Origin of the sequence: Reyranella sp. (assembly GCF_965279465.1) — a bacterium.
In the GTDB taxonomy this organism is placed as follows: domain Bacteria; phylum Pseudomonadota; class Alphaproteobacteria; order Reyranellales; family Reyranellaceae; genus Reyranella.
In genome coordinates, this window is sequence record NZ_OZ257242.1 from 3,684,475 (window position 1) to 3,698,446 (window position 13,972).

Annotated in this window: 13 protein-coding genes; 9 read left to right on the forward strand and 4 right to left on the reverse strand. The window is 62.8% G+C overall.

Annotation, left to right across the window (positions count from 1 at the left end; translation table 11 throughout):
* Positions 1–3: 3 nt before the first annotated feature.
* Positions 4–2,202: an SF1B family DNA helicase RecD2 gene (gene recD2, locus ACQY8M_RS18045; protein ID WP_428674689.1), complete on the reverse strand. Its 2,199-nt coding sequence runs from the start codon at positions 2,200–2,202 to the stop codon at positions 4–6.
* Positions 2,203–2,357: 155 nt separating this feature from the next.
* A complete protein-coding gene (gene tnpC / locus ACQY8M_RS18050; RefSeq protein ID WP_428674691.1) occupies positions 2,358–5,027 on the reverse strand; it encodes an IS66 family transposase in 2,670 nt (889 codons plus the stop codon).
* Positions 5,028–5,389: 362 nt separating this feature from the next.
* On the opposite strand from tnpC, the gene ACQY8M_RS18055 reads away from it, so the two are divergent.
* The 8 genes from ACQY8M_RS18055 to ACQY8M_RS18090 all read left to right on the forward strand — a co-directional run bounded on the left by ACQY8M_RS18055 (position 5,390) and on the right by ACQY8M_RS18090 (position 11,678).
* The gene (locus tag ACQY8M_RS18055) at positions 5,390–5,605 is read left to right on the forward strand and encodes a hypothetical protein (RefSeq protein WP_428674693.1); all 216 of its coding nucleotides are present in this window, start codon (positions 5,390–5,392) and stop codon (positions 5,603–5,605) included.
* A 236-nt stretch (positions 5,606–5,841) separates the two neighbouring features.
* A complete protein-coding gene (locus ACQY8M_RS18060; protein WP_428674695.1) occupies positions 5,842–6,384 on the forward strand; it encodes a hypothetical protein in 543 nt (180 codons plus the stop codon).
* Positions 6,377–6,901, forward strand: coding sequence for a hypothetical protein (locus tag ACQY8M_RS18065; protein ID WP_428674697.1), 525 nt, complete (start codon positions 6,377–6,379; stop codon positions 6,899–6,901). Before ACQY8M_RS18060 ends, ACQY8M_RS18065 begins: the two co-directional genes overlap by 8 nt.
* On the forward strand, positions 6,814–9,333 hold the full coding sequence (locus ACQY8M_RS18070; RefSeq protein WP_428675384.1) for a toprim domain-containing protein: 2,520 nt from the start codon (positions 6,814–6,816) through the stop codon (positions 9,331–9,333). The genes ACQY8M_RS18065 and ACQY8M_RS18070 overlap by 88 nt, the downstream gene beginning before the upstream one ends.
* A gap of 248 nt (positions 9,334–9,581) precedes the next feature.
* Positions 9,582–10,001 carry a hypothetical protein gene (locus ACQY8M_RS18075; protein WP_428675386.1) on the forward strand — a complete coding sequence of 140 codons (420 nt, stop codon included), beginning with the start codon at positions 9,582–9,584 and terminating at the stop codon, positions 9,999–10,001.
* A complete protein-coding gene (locus tag ACQY8M_RS18080) occupies positions 9,998–10,198 on the forward strand; it encodes a hypothetical protein (RefSeq protein WP_428674699.1) in 201 nt (66 codons plus the stop codon). Before ACQY8M_RS18075 ends, ACQY8M_RS18080 begins: the two co-directional genes overlap by 4 nt.
* The gene (locus ACQY8M_RS18085) at positions 10,191–10,643 is read left to right on the forward strand and encodes a DUF6362 family protein (RefSeq protein WP_428674701.1); all 453 of its coding nucleotides are present in this window, start codon (positions 10,191–10,193) and stop codon (positions 10,641–10,643) included. Before ACQY8M_RS18080 ends, ACQY8M_RS18085 begins: the two co-directional genes overlap by 8 nt.
* A gap of 105 nt (positions 10,644–10,748) precedes the next feature.
* Positions 10,749–11,678: an LLM class F420-dependent oxidoreductase gene (locus ACQY8M_RS18090; RefSeq protein ID WP_428674703.1), complete on the forward strand. Its 930-nt coding sequence runs from the start codon at positions 10,749–10,751 to the stop codon at positions 11,676–11,678.
* Positions 11,679–11,746: 68 nt separating this feature from the next.
* Here ACQY8M_RS18090 and ACQY8M_RS18095 read toward each other — a convergent pair whose 3' ends face one another.
* The gene (locus ACQY8M_RS18095) at positions 11,747–12,067 is read right to left on the reverse strand and encodes a hypothetical protein (RefSeq protein WP_428674705.1); all 321 of its coding nucleotides are present in this window, start codon (positions 12,065–12,067) and stop codon (positions 11,747–11,749) included.
* A gap of 209 nt (positions 12,068–12,276) precedes the next feature.
* On the opposite strand from ACQY8M_RS18095, the gene ACQY8M_RS18100 reads away from it, so the two are divergent.
* Entirely contained in the window at positions 12,277–12,567 is a 291-nt protein-coding gene (locus ACQY8M_RS18100; RefSeq protein WP_092828748.1) for a putative quinol monooxygenase, read from the forward strand.
* 127 nt (positions 12,568–12,694) lie between these two features.
* On the opposite strand, the gene ACQY8M_RS18105 is transcribed toward ACQY8M_RS18100, so the two are convergent.
* Positions 12,695–13,756 carry a helix-turn-helix domain-containing protein gene (locus ACQY8M_RS18105; RefSeq protein WP_428674708.1) on the reverse strand — a complete coding sequence of 354 codons (1,062 nt, stop codon included), beginning with the start codon at positions 13,754–13,756 and terminating at the stop codon, positions 12,695–12,697.
* Positions 13,757–13,972 lie beyond the last annotated feature (216 nt).

The window sequence follows — 13,972 nt, forward strand, 5'->3', positions numbered from 1 at the left end:
TCCTCATGACGCCAGGGCACGAGAGCTGACAGAGGATGCGGCGAGCCATTCGTTCAGCTTCGACCAGCGCCGGCGCCCGGAAACGTTCTTCACCGCTATGGCGACGGCTTTCTTCTGTCCCACGAGAACGACCAGCCGCTTGCCGCGGGTCACGCCGGTATAGAGCAGGTTCCGCTGCAGCATGGCGTAATGCTGGGTCAGGACCGGGATCACCACCGCAGGGTATTCCGAGCCCTGGCTCTTGTGAATCGTCGCTGCGTAGGCTGGTACCAGTGTATCGAGTTCTCCGAATCCATAGGTGACCGCGCGACCATCGAAGCTGGCAGTCAGCTCGCCGGCGTCGGGGTCGACATCGTCGACGTAGCCGATGTCGCCGTTATAGACCTCCTTGTCGTAGTCGTTCTCGATCTGCATGACCTTGTCACCGGGCGCAAAGGTCCAGCCGAAGCGCTCGACCTTACGCTCGCCGGCGGGGTTGAGGGCCTTCTGGAGTTCGATGTTGAGCGATCGGGCCCCGACGCCGCCGCGGTTCATCGGGCACAGCACCTGGATGTCGCGGATGGGATCGAGGCCGAAGCGCGCCGGGATCCGCGTTTTGACCAGTTCGACGATCCGCGGCACGGCGGATTCGGGGTCCTCGGCCGGGACGAAGTAGAAGTCGCTGTCGCCTTCAGGCTTCGCAAGATCCGGCAACGCACCGTGGTTGATTCTGTGCGCGCTGGAGATGATCCGGCTCTGGGCGGCCTGACGGAACACCTCGGTCAATCGGACGACCGGCACCGCTCCAGAGGAGATTACGTCGGCCAGTACCTGGCCCGGCCCGACGGAAGGGAGCTGGTCGATGTCGCCCACGATCAGCAACGCGGCATCATCAGGAACGGCCCTCATCAGCGCCTGCATCAGCATGATGTCGACCATCGAGGTCTCGTCGATGACCAGCAGATCGCAGTCGAGCGGGCTGTCAGCGTTGCGTTTGAAGCCGCCGGCCTTGGGATCGACCTCGAGCAGCCGGTGAATGGTCTTTGCCTCGAACCCGGTTGCCTCGGTCATGCGCTTGGCGGCCCGGCCTGTCGGCGCGCAAAGCAGCAGGTTGACGCCCTTTGCCGCCAGAATGCGCAGGATCGAGTTGACGATCGTCGTCTTGCCCACGCCCGGACCGCCGGTGATGACCAGGACCTTGGAGATCAACGCCAGCCGAATGGCCGCGACCTGGCTTTCCGCTAGTGACAAGCCGGTCTTCTGCTCGACCCAGGGCAACGCCTTGTCGGGGTCGATGTATGGCCAGGGAAGCCTGCCGTTCAAGATCTTCAGGATGCGCTCGGCAATGACCTTTTCGGCCCGATACAGGCCGGCAAGGAACACACAGGCCGTTTCCCCGACTGTGGCTGCAATCACCGTTCCCTCAGCCATTTCCAGGTCGAGCGCGGACTGGACAAGTTCCTTTGAGACCTCGAGCAACTCCACGGCGAGGGGCCCGAGTTCCTCGGTCGGCAAGCCACAATGGCCATCGTCCATGGCCTCGGTCAGGGCATAGGAAATCCCGGCGCGAACCCGGATCATCGCGGTCTTCTCGATCCCGAGCTTCATGGCGATAGCGTCGGCGGTCTTAAAGCCGATGCCGCGGATGTCGCGTGCCAGGCGATAGGGGTTTTCCGTCATGACCTGCACGGCGTCCGAGCCGTAGGTCTTGAAGATGCGCACCGCTCTGGCTGTTCCGACACCATGGCTGTGCAGGAACACCATGATCTCCCGGACGATCTTCTGTTCGGCCCAGGCGTCAGTGATCCGTTTGGCGCGCACGGCGCCGATGCCGGTCACCTCGCGCAGCCGGTCCGGCTCGGCCTCGATGATATCGAACACCTTCTCCGCGAATGCCTTGACCATCTTCCTGGCATAGACCGGACCGATCCCGCGGATCATCCCTGAGCCCAGGTACTCCTCGATGCCGTCGATCGAGGTCGGGGCCGAGGTGCGCATGAAGCGCGCCTTGAACTGCTGGCCATGGGTGTGGTCGTTGACCCAGTCCCCCGACGCGGTGACCCATTCGCCGGGGGAGATGATGGCGGCGTGACCGATGACCGTGATCAGGTCGCGATGCCCGCGCGCCTTGATCCGGAGGACGCAGAATCCATTCTCGGCATCGTGGAACGTGACCCTTTCGACAAGGCCCGCCAGCACTTCCTGGGCAGAGGGTTCCTGCATGAGCCTTCGTCAGCATTCAAGGCGATGGGAGGGAGAATAGCGAGCTTCAATGGAGGTCGGTCAAGCAATACCCCTCGACAATGACTTGGGCGACCCTGATGGTTAATCTGGCTTTTACCAAGTGCCCGCAACGCCGACAGCGAGGTGGTGCTTCGTCAGGCATCAATCTCCGTTTTCCCAGATCTCAGGAAATCAAGGAAGTCAATGCCGCGATACCGAAGGGTCTGCTGCACGCTGAGCAGGATGCAGTAGTCGGCCGTGCCCTTCGCCGTGCTGCTGGCCATAGTGTTACGCAGGCGGGTGAACGCTCGGACCGCATGCTCGGCATTGTTGTTATTCCAAGGAATACTGTCGCAGTGGAGGAACGTAAACAACTTCTCGCGGTTTTTGCCGATCCTCTTCTGAAGCGCTGTCGCCGACTCGGTGGAACAGGGCATGGCGGCAACCTTTCCGAAAAAGCGCTCGACCGCCCGCCTGTGCTTTCCCAGGTGATGCCTTTTCAGGCCCCACCGGTCGACGGTCTCAACGATCTCGCGCAGGAGCGAACCGAATTCTCGGGCGATGGACGCCAATTCCTCGTCGAAGGGCTGCTTGAGAAGTTCCTCGTTGATGTCCCTCATTAGGTGGATCAGGCACTTCTGCTGGCGACAGGGAACGGCGTCGTATCCGCCATAGAAATCACTCACCAGCACGCCTTCGAATCCGGCTAAGACGTCCTCCAGCACGACCGCCTCTCGGGAAGGCGAATAAACATACGCGACCGAAGTTAGGTTGGTGAAGATCCAGACATAGTGGCCGCCGCCGTAAACCACCCCCTTTGTCTCGTCCGCATGGACGAGAGGGCCGCTCGCGATCTCTCGCAAAATGGAACGGTACGTGGGCTCATACAGCCGCGCGGCCTCAGATTTCATCTCGTGAACCGCGCTGGCTAGGACGGCCACGCCCAAAACCTGCGCAAGGTGCTCGCTGATCTTCTGGTTTGACAGGCGCAACTCGATAACGAGATAGACGACGTAGGCGCGAAGGTTGGGGCCGAATTTCGTTTTTCGGTAGAAGATTGTCATCTCGGCACGGCAGTTGCCGCACCGGTGTCGTCGGTAACGATATCGGATCATCCACCGCTTGATCCCGCCCTTAATAAACTTCAGATCATAGATAGTCCTGGCCATCTCGCCGAAGGACCAGACTTTTGTCGAACCGCATTTCGGGCAGGTTTCAGGCTTGTCATCTACAGTCGTCTCTTTGTTGGCGGAGGTGGCCGGGCTGGCAAGTCGTTTCCTGCGGGTCGATTTCGCGATGGTCTTGTCAGTTCGAATATAGACGCGTGAACGTTGGTAGTTCCAATAAGCCGCGGCGTTAATTTTCTCGAACTCCGGAAGCGCGCATTGCAGTTTGCCAAATGTCCTCTGGAACGGTACTTCCAGCGAGCCCACTTGGATCGGGTCGAGTCCGCGCTCCTTGTTATCGCCGCTGAGGCGCACCAAGGCGTCGGCCACGATTTCGGCGGCGTGGCAATCGTCACCGTTGTAGATGATCAGCTCCTGCTTGAGCTTGTCATCGCTCGTCAGTTCCCAGTACCGCCGCGCGAAGATCGCTGCGCGACCGGACGAGTGTGGCCAGTGCCATTCGAAGCCCAACCACCGGCTGACCTCTTTCAGGCCGTTGGTGTGCGTGGGGAAATAGACCCGTCCGTACATGATCGCGAGGATGTTCACCGCCCGTTCGATGAGCCGGTCGACGAACTCGGTATCGGCGTCGTCCGGCGGCCACCGCTCCCTCATCTTCCTGAGAAAGCGGCTCTCGTACGCGCCGTAATGGAACAGCTGGGGGTTTTCGACCTGACGGAGTCTGCCGAGGCATTGTCGCCACATCTGGCCCTCGTCCTCCGCGCGATCGGCCCAGAACGACCAATGAACGGGTTCCCCGCTACTATGGTGGCGAAGGCCTACTAAATAATAGAAGTTGCGGTCCGGCGCGCCCTCGACATCGATGAAGACCGGGTGACCGTCGGAAGGGACTAGTGGCGTGCCGACGACATGAATCTTGCCCTTTTTCAGCGCAAAGGCCTTTAGCTTGTGATCATGCCGGGTTTGCAGCTCGGTTCGTCGCGGCGTCGATTTCGGTCGCCTCCGTCGCCTCGGTCTATATCCGTAAGACAACTGTGTGATCGTCGTGACGCCTTTGGCTCTGAATTTCGTACGCTCCTTCGGCGTGATAGCAGTGAGCAGGGACAGGTCGTCCCTTTCGATAGCAATGCCGCGGCAGCGCGACTGATACTCGCGTGCGGGGCAATGCTCGTTCAGAACTGGGCCGGGCGGTGCGGGGGATTCGGCCAATGCTACCATAACGTCTAGGACTTCCTGCGCCTTCGATAGCTGGGGCACGATGTCGACCCGCTTCAGCCTAAAGTGCTCGCCGTTCACAATGCATCCGGCGGTTGGCATTGGACAGCGCGGCCCCTGGTAAAGCGCCAAGGCCGCGAAAGCGACAAGAAGCTCGCCCGATTTGTCGAGCCGCTCCCAAGGAGAATATAGAATGGGGATGACCTGAGGGCAGCTGTCCGGCGAGGCGGCGCCTCGACGCTGATGCGGGTGCATGGGTTTGTTGGTGTCCCACATCGTGGATTCGGCGTCGATGGTCGAGGCTGTGCCCGTAAGGAGGGCGACGCGGCCGACTGCTGCCTTTGCCTTATAGGCCTCAGCTACGCTTGCACGAATTGATGACCAGAACGCGTTGGTGGGAATTTCACCGGCGCGCACGAGCCATCCCTTTGTAGGACATTGCAAATGGGCAGCAAACGCCGCTGCCGTGATTTCCGGGCTCATTGCCATCTCTGGTGCCCTCATGGGGTGAGGCTATGCGGCGCCGAAGACTGTCTGCTTGTTTCAACCATGCGACAGGGAACGGCGCCATAGCTTCGGCGAGTGTTTGGCGTAAAAGATCCTCCGCATGCCGCGCGCGCGGCGAAACGCTTTCGCAGAGATGCTGTGCCCTTGGCTCTCGCCCGCAATTGCCGCCAAGGCCCCGCGCAAACCCCCAGACCTACGCAGAACTACGCAGAACTATGAACTTCACCGCAGCGACCCGCAGATGCACGCTAAGCGAGTATTTCTTGGATTATTTCCCCACTTAAAGAGCTATGGAGGATCGAGAGACGGATCGCGAAGGCGGTGAATCGGAGGATGGTGTGGTGCAGCAAGTTCGCAAATCTTCATCGACGCGGCGTCTCTCACAGACTGCTTTCGGCACGTGGCTCGCTCGATCGCAACAAGGCGACGCGCCGATGAGCCATCGTGGCCTGTCGTCGTCGGATCACAGCATCTACGGCGAATTGTTCACCGGCCGCATCAGACAGGAACTGAACCACATCTATGACCAGGAATGCCTGGAGTGGGTGCTATGACAAGCGCGCCACGCAGCAACGCATGTGGCGATCAGAGGTGAGAAGCGTTGCGACCCGGTCAACTGGTTCATCGTTGGACGATCCTGCAAGAGGCCACGCCCGCCCCGACGTCAAATGGACGTTGGCGGCCACGCTGGCTATGTCGGTGTGTCTGCGGCTCCGAGAAGGCCGTTCTTGCGCAGAGCCTGCATCTCGCACTGAGATCGCCATCCGGCGGTAGCCGCAGCTGCGGATGTTTGGCCATCGAACGCGCATTGAGGCACGGAAACAATCGCGGCCAGCGGCCGACGAGCGAGTATCTTGCGTGGGTCGCGGCGAAGAAGCGATGCAACAACCCCAAGAACCGATCGTTCAAAAGGTACGGCGGTCGCGGCGTTCGGATGTGCGAGCGCTGGTCCGCAGACTTCGGTGCTTTCCTGGCCGACATGGGATGGAAGCCGGACCCGAGCTTGAGCCTCGATCGCATCGATCCCGATGGTGACTACTGCCCAGGCAATTGTCGGTGGGCGCCGATTGAGGTTCAGAGCAGGAATCGCCCCGGGATTCGCTGGTACGAATTTGAAGGCCAACCGGCTCTCCTGGGCGATATCGCCAGGTTCTTCGGCATCTCCAGAGACGAAGCAAAAGGACTGGTCCGAAAAGGAGCATTGCCTGTCCGGCCGCTCGCCAAAGCGCCCCGGGTGCCTGATCGCGTCGTCCCGCTGATCCTCGATCTCAACCTTGCTGAGCCCCTTGGAGATCGATTGCTCTACGAGCAAGGCCTGGTGTTCCGTGATTGACCTCAACACCGCCACCTACCCTCCGGCACCCCCGGTCCACTATGACCTCGACGTTATCGTGGCGCGACTGCGCGCCACGGCGGAGACCTGGGTGCCGAGGCACTTTCGTCATGGCCGGCGGGTCGGGGACGAGTGGCGCCTCGCCAACATCAGAGGCGATGCGCCGCGCAAGGGCGGCTCCTGCGTCATTGCGCTGAAGGGCGAGCGCGCCGGCGACTGGCACGAATTCGACGGCGGCGAGGGCGGGGGTCCGCTCAGTGCGCTGGAGGCGTCGGAGAAGCTCACCGGCCGCGAGCTGTTCGCGTATGCGGCCGAGCTGGTGGGATGGGTGCCGAACATTCCCGCCCGCGTCGGGCAGTACCAGTTGCGGCCAAAGCCGAGCGCGACCCATCGCGTGAGATTGCCTTCATCCTGGAGCACGCGGTCCCGATCGCCGGCGCACCGGCGGCCGCCTACCTGGCATCGCGCGGCCTCGAGCCCGTTAGGGTGCACGACCTTCTGGCCCACCATGATCTGACCCACTGGGAGATGAAGGCAGGCTATCCCGCGGTGATCGGCGTGGTGCGCAATCCCGCGGGCGAGGCGGTGGCGGTCCATCGGACGTACCTGCAGGTCGACCCAGCGGATCCCGGCAAGGTGACAAAGGCAGCGGTCCCGAAGCCGCGCATGATGCTGGGCAAGGTGGCGGGCGGGGCGGTGAGGTTGGCTCCGATCGATCCTGGTGCGGCCCTCGGGCTGTGCGAAGGCATCGAAACTGGCCTCGCCGCTATGATTTCATGCCCCGGCTTGCCGGTATGGGCGACCTTGTCGGCCACTAACCTGGAACAGGTGAAGCTCCCACCCGAAGCCCGCCGCATCGTCATCCTCGCCGACCACGACGCGTCTGGTGCAGGCACTCGTGCGGCCGAGACCGCAGCGCGACGGCTACGGGGGGAGGGGCGAAAGGTGGTGATTGCCATCCCGCCCAGGGAGGGGTGGGACTTCAACGACGTGCTGCTGCGCGAGGGCCGTGAGGCGGTGGCGGCGATTGTCGGGGCGGCGTTCAATACGAAAGCAGAAGAAGGCCCGACCCATTCCCCCGATGCTACCGGGCGCCACCTCCCCATCGGATTTACCGAGCCCAACGGGCCGCTGCCGACTTTGCGCTCCGACGAAGGCGATCTCGCCTGCGCTGTCGATCGCGCCTGGAGCGTGCTGCTGTCCTCCAATCGTTCACCGTGGGTATATCGCGCCGGCGGCTTACCGAGCTGGGTCGTGCCCGACGACGAGGGTCGGCCCATGGTGGCGCCGCTAACCGAGGAGCGGTTGCGTCATATCCTGGCCAAGCTCGCCAACTGGCGGCGCATGAACAGCAAAGGCGACATCGTGCCGGCGCATCCGCCGACGTCGCAGGTCAAGTCGCTGTTGGCGACGCCCGATCCCGCCCTGCCGGTGCTGACCGGCATCGTCAGCACGCCGGTGTTCGGGCGGGCGGGGGCGCTGCTGACCGAGCCGGGCTATCACGCCGATGCCCGGCTTCTTTATGCCCCTGCGGCAGGGTTCGAGTTGCCCGAGATCCCCGAGAAGCCGACGGCGCAGGAAGTAGCCGCGGCGCGCTCCCTGATCTGCGACGACCTACTCGGCGAGTTCCCGTTCACGTCTTTGGCCGAGCGCGCTCATGCCGTGTCGCTCCTGCTGCTGGGCTTCCTGCGTGCCATGATCGACGGCCCCACGCCGCTGCATCTGATCGAGAAGCCGACGCCGGGCACCGGCGCCACGCTGATGGTCGATGCCATTTCGACCATTCTCACCGGCTCGGGTGCCGGGGTGATGACCGAGGGCACCGACGAGGAGGAGTGGCGCAAGCGCATCACGGCGAAACTCCGGCAGATCCCGACGATCGTGCTGATCGACAACCTGAAGCGCCAGCTAGACGCTTCGGCCCTTGCCGCCGCGCTGACAGCGCCGTTCTGGGAAGATCGCATACTCGGCATCTCCGAGATAACTCGGCTGCCGATCCGCTGCCTCTGGATCGCCACCGGCAACAATCCGACGTTCTCCAACGAGATGGCGCGCCGGCTGGTACGCATCAGGCTCGACTCGCATGTCGACAGGCCGTGGCAGCGCAGCGGCTTTCGCCATCCCGACCTTATGGTGTGGGTCCGCGCCAATCGTGCTCGCCTGGTCGCCGCATGCCTCACCCTCTGCCGCGCCTGGCTCGCCGCTGGCCGGCCTCAGGGAACGCGCACGATCGGCAGCTACGAGTCCTGGTCACAGACCGTTGGAGGCGTGCTTGAGGTCGCCGGCATCGAAGGCTTCCTTACCAACATCGAGGAGATGATGTCGACGTCCGACAGCGAGGGCGCGGTATGGCGCGGCTTCGTGTCGGTGTGGTGGGATCGGTTCGGCGCGGCCGAGGTCGGGACAGGTGACCTCTTCACTCTGGCTACCGATTGCGAGCCGCCTCTGCCGCTTGGATCAGGCAATGAGAAGTCGCAGCGCACCCGCCTCGGCATAGCACTTGTGCGGATGCGCGACCGTGTGTTCCAGATCAGTTCGCGCAATCTCCGACTTGAGGCTTCGAGGATCTCGCACAAGCTTCAGCGGTGGCGGCTGGCGGTTGATGAAAAAACAGACACGGGGACAGGTACCCCAGGTACCCCGGTTGGAGCGTCTACGGGGTACCTCGAGCCGGTCTGGGGTACCTTGTCCGACCACGTACCCCTCGAAAAACACCAAGTAAATCAAGGGTTCGGGGTACCTGGGGTACCTGGGGTACCTTTTCCAACCCTTACACATGCGCGCGCGCACGCACCCGTGAGAGAGGACGGGGAAAAAGGTACCCCACGTACCCCAGGTACCCCAAGCGCCGATGATACCGGCGATTCTGGCGGGGTACGTGCGGGGGTACGTCAGGATCAACGTCCCCCAATCCCAAATCCGCCCGCTTGGCTCGAGGATGTGCCGTGATGCGCCGCCCGAACGCCACAGGGCCGCCTGCTGCCCAGACACCCCAAAGCCGGGCGACGACGGAGAGCTCCGCCAAGAACCGCTCCGTCGTCGCCCTGACCACGACCACCCCCTCAACGGAGATCATCATGGCTGAGACGACTGTGACCCCTCATGCCGGCGGCGCAAGGCCGCTGTCGGCCTACCCACCTGACCTATCGAGCAAGGTTCTTCTTGCCCTCGACCTTGGCACTATCACGGGCTGGGCTATGGTGCTGCCCGACGGCGGCATCGTGAGCGGCACCGTGTCGTTCCGGCCGAGCCGCTACGACGGCGGCGGCATGCGGTACGTGCGTTTCCGCTCCTGGCTCGACGGCATCGCCGAGGACACGCACGGCATCGCGGCTATCCAGTTCGAAGAGGTTCGCCGCCACCTCAGCACTGACGCTGCCCATGTGCACGGGGGACTTCTCGCAATGCTGACCGCCTGGTGCGAAGAACGATCGATCGCCTACCAGGGCGTTCCGGTGGGCACGATCAAGCGTCACATCACGGGCAAGGGCAACGCCGACAAGGCTGCCGTAATCGCAGCCGTACGCGCGCGCGGTTACAGCCCGTTCGACGATAACGAGGCCGACGCCATCGCCATCCTGCTGTGGGCCCTCGCGACCCGGGGAGGCGTGCGATGAGGTGGGCTCCGCACGGCTACGGCGGCAAGCGACGCGAGCCCGACGATATCAAGCGCGCCGGCTGGCAGACCCAGGGCGTGCTGGTGATCGACGCGAATGACGAGCGGTTGACCTGGCCTGAGCGCGAACTGATCCGTCAACTCGGCGAGAAGCTCTATGGCGGAAAGCCGAGGCACCAGGAGGGTCGTCATGAATGACTGGACTCCCGAGATTGTCGAGGAGCGGCTGGTTGAGGCTGCTATGGTGCTGCGGCGACTCCCCGCGGACCGAGGCCAGGGCTACTTCAGCACATGGCCGCAGATGTTCGTCGAGTTCAGCGACTTGGTCGGGCAGACACCGAAACCGATGCGCCTCCCGCCGCCGTATGCCGCCGCCATCAGCCGGATGGAGGCGGCGCTCTGGTGGATGCCGTGGCTTGAGCCAGTCGATGCGAAGATCGTGTGGCTTCGGGCCAGTGGGACTCGCTGGAAGGAGATCTGCTGGGCCGTCGGCCTCGCACGGGCAGCAGCCCATGAGCATTGGCTGTACGGCTTGTGCCTGATCGCGTGGCGGCTGAATGGCCGAGGTGGCCTAAGCCGCCTGGGACGACGCGCGGTGATTGCGCGTGTCCGTTGTGGAGCCGTACGCGGCCATGCCGCATAGTGGGCGGCATTAACGCGATCTGCCAAATCCGGACATGGCAAATTCACTTGATAGCCGCGCCGTCGATAGTTGAGTCGGCGCCGTTGGCACGTGGGAGAGTGTGACATGCAGCTCGGTGCATCATTGTCGGTCAACGACATAGGTACAGGTTCCGGTGTCCTGCGCGATTATGCCCAGACTTTGGAGGGGCTGGGATACGACTACCTGTTGGCCGCCGACCATGTGCTCGGTAGCAACCCTGCCGCTACTTACCAACACAGCGCCGGTATCGGCCCTTCGATCGAACATGCGCGCCGCATGGGGACGACAGAGCATGCCTTTCACGATCCCTTGGTTCTATTCGCCTACCTTTCCGGATGTACCACAAAGATAGGTTTTGCCTCGGGCGTGCTAATCCTGGCGCAGCGCCAAGCGGCGCTGGTAGCGAAACAGGCGGCTTCCCTGGATGAATTGAGCGGGGGCCGTTTCCGTCTAGGCATCGGCGTCGGCTGGAACGCGATCGAATTTCAAGCGCTGGGCGTGGATTTCCATACCCGAGGCCGGCGATCTGAAGAACAAGTCCGCTTTATGCAGGCCCTTTGGGCCGAGCCGCACACGACGTTTCACGGCGAGTTCCACCATCTCGACGATGGCGGTCTCTCGTTGCGCCCGAAGTCGGGGCGCGTTCCCATCTGGTTCGGCGGTCACGCGCCGGCGACGCTTCGGCGTGTGGCCAGGTATGGCGACGGATACATGCCACTCGACTATGCGCCTGGCGACAAAGCTCTAGAGCTGTTCGAAAGGGTTCGCACCTTGATCCGGGAAGCCGGCCGCAAACCGGAAGATGTGGGTCTGGAAGTCTGGGTGTCCCCGGGTGCTGGGAGCGAAGCGGAATGGCGGCGGGATATCAGTTTCTGGAAGAACGCTGGCGTCACCCACGTGACTGCGCATACGACGTACATCAGTGAACACCATCGGCGCGTTAGCGGCCGAAGTGCAGCGGAGCACTTGGCAGCGCTTACGCGATATCGCGCCAGTGTAGCTGACTTATTGTAGCAACGGAGGGCGACTCAGCTGGGCGAGTGGCTCGAGCCAGTCGATTCGAAGATCGCGTGGCTAGGCGGTCAGTAGGCGAGGTCGGTCAGTGCCTTGAGAAAGGTCGTGAGATCGGCCGGCCTGTTGAGCTTCTCACAGTAGGCCTTGAAAAGCTGGGGCGTGATGGGGACCATTTTGATCTCGTGACGCTTGCCCTTCCAATCGGTCATTTTCTTGCGCTCGCGGAATAGCCATTCCTCATAGGAGCACGAGGGGTAGTGCCGGACGAGTTGCTGGAAGCCAAGGTGATCCTCGGCCGATGCGACTTTTGCAAAATATTGGACTGACATGGCGCGATCATTCTCACAGTGCCCGTGACGTCTCAATACCCCTTCCAAGCCCGAGGTCACCTCGTCATTGACGGTGCCGGAGATGGTCTCGACGTCGCGACCCTGGGCTCGCTAGACGTCCGCTTCGGATCAAGCGCGTCGCTTGTCATGTCCATGATATATTCGATTGCTCGACCAACTCGTAAGCAAGCCGTGCGACGCGGCACTCAGCTTGACGCGCGGCAAGTCGGGGTGACTACTCTTGGACCCCATTCACTTAGGGATGCGCAATGAAAGTTCGGCTGGTCGTCTCAATCAATGCGGCCCCAGGCAAAGGGGCGGAACTCGCACAGGCCTTCCGGCAGCGCTGCGCCGACGTCGCGAAGGAACCCGGCTGCGAGCAGTTCGAGGTATTTCAGAGTGTGCTGAATCCCGACAAACTCGCGCTGCTGGAGTTGTGGTCCGACCAGGCTGCGCTCGATGCGCACGCCAAGGTCAACCTCACTCGCGCGCCGATGCCGCCGGGGCTTCGGGCGGAAGGCAGTTCGCGTGAGGACTACCAATATAACCTGACCCGCTGACCCGGCGGAGGTAGCCGACATGCAAGTCTCGTATTTCGAGACTGGCCGTTACCAGGCGGCGGCGGATATCCTCTGAGCGACGGTATGATGTCCCGTAGGTCAAGAAATTGATCCAGCCGACGCACCATCACGCCGCCTCACGATGATAGTAGCGCAGAAGCCCGCCCAGTCTCTCGCGGCACTGCACAGGCCCCTCGCGGTGGCGGTCCGTGTTCCGAGGGAACAGCAGGACGTTGCCCTTCCCCTGATGATTCCGCTCGGCATGGAAATGGTCGACGTATTCGCTCAGTGCCCGCCGCAAGGAGGGCTCGCCGAACAGGATCACCTTGGACAGGCACTCTTCCTTGACCGACCTCACCCAGCGTTCCGCGTAGGCATTCAGGTTCGGGCTGTGTGGCGGCAGCGCGAGCGGCCTAACCCGACCTGACACAAGGATGGCTCGGAACGACCGCGTGAACTTGGTGTCGCGATCATGCAGGAGATATCGACAATCTCTCAGCGCGCCGCAATCGTCCGCGGTCGCGTTCCGGGCGATCTGCTTCATCCAACGCTCGTCCGGGTGAACGGAGATCCCGGCGATGTCCACTCGCCGGCTCTCGAGATGGATGAAGAACAGCACGTAGTAGGTCACCAGCCCGCGCAGCGTCAGCACCTCGGCGGTGAAGAAGTCGGTTCCCGCCAGCAGCGCCAGGTGCGTCCGGACGAAGGCTGCCCACGTGGTCGTGCGCTTGCGTTCCGGCGCCGGGGGCAGGCCGTGGCGCCGCAAGACATTGCCAACCGTTTGATCGGATATCTCGTGTCCCAGATTGGCCAGCGCCCCCGCAATCCGGTCGTAGCCCCAGTCCCGGTTCTCGCTGGCCATGCGAATGATCAGCTCCTCGACCTCCCGCTTGATCCGCGGTCTGCCCGGTCCTCGATGCGCCGAGCCATCGAATTTGCGGGCGACGAGCTTGCGGTACCAGCCAAGGATCGTGTCAGGCTGAGCTACGGTGGCGACGTCGGCCAGAACCTTGCGCCTCAGGCGATGACCGATCTCGCCCAGCACGCCTCGCTCGGCGTCCGACAGCTTCAGCCGACCTTTCAGTTGCGCCTTGAGGATTCGGTTCTCAGCAGCCAGGTATTCGTTCCGTGCCAGCAACTCCTGGTCCACCGTCCCCGTCACGTAGGCCAGGATGCGCGCCCAATCCATTAGCAGTCCCTGCCCTGTCCCGACCCCGGCGACGGCATCATGAGCCCTCCGCAAAATCGTACCGGACCACCTCCGCCACCGCTATGCTTACCCCGCTTGAGCGCTGGGCTTCCGGCCGTTCGAGTATTTTGACCCTACGGCAACGTCCTGTTGTTTCCTCGGAACACGGGCCGCCACCGCGAGGGGCCTGTGCAGTGCCGCGAGAGATTGGGTGGG

Bases quoted from the DNA above. Each gene is read 5' to 3' on its own strand.
- tnpC (WP_428674691.1), bottom strand. From the start codon at position 5,027: ATGAGCCCGGAAATCACGGCAGCGGCGTTTGCTGCCCATTTGCAATGT.
- ACQY8M_RS18080 (WP_428674699.1), top strand. From the start codon at position 9,998: ATGAGGTGGGCTCCGCACGGCTACGGCGGCAAGCGACGCGAGCCCGAC.
- ACQY8M_RS18085 (WP_428674701.1), top strand. From the start codon at position 10,191: ATGAATGACTGGACTCCCGAGATTGTCGAGGAGCGGCTGGTTGAGGCT.
- ACQY8M_RS18090 (WP_428674703.1), top strand. From the start codon at position 10,749: ATGCAGCTCGGTGCATCATTGTCGGTCAACGACATAGGTACAGGTTCC.
- ACQY8M_RS18105 (WP_428674708.1), bottom strand. From the start codon at position 13,756: ATGGATTGGGCGCGCATCCTGGCCTACGTGACGGGGACGGTGGACCAG.
- ACQY8M_RS18075 (WP_428675386.1), top strand. From the start codon at position 9,582: ATGGTGCTGCCCGACGGCGGCATCGTGAGCGGCACCGTGTCGTTCCGG.
- recD2 (WP_428674689.1), bottom strand. From the start codon at position 2,202: ATGCAGGAACCCTCTGCCCAGGAAGTGCTGGCGGGCCTTGTCGAAAGG.
- ACQY8M_RS18100 (WP_092828748.1), top strand. From the start codon at position 12,277: ATGAAAGTTCGGCTGGTCGTCTCAATCAATGCGGCCCCAGGCAAAGGG.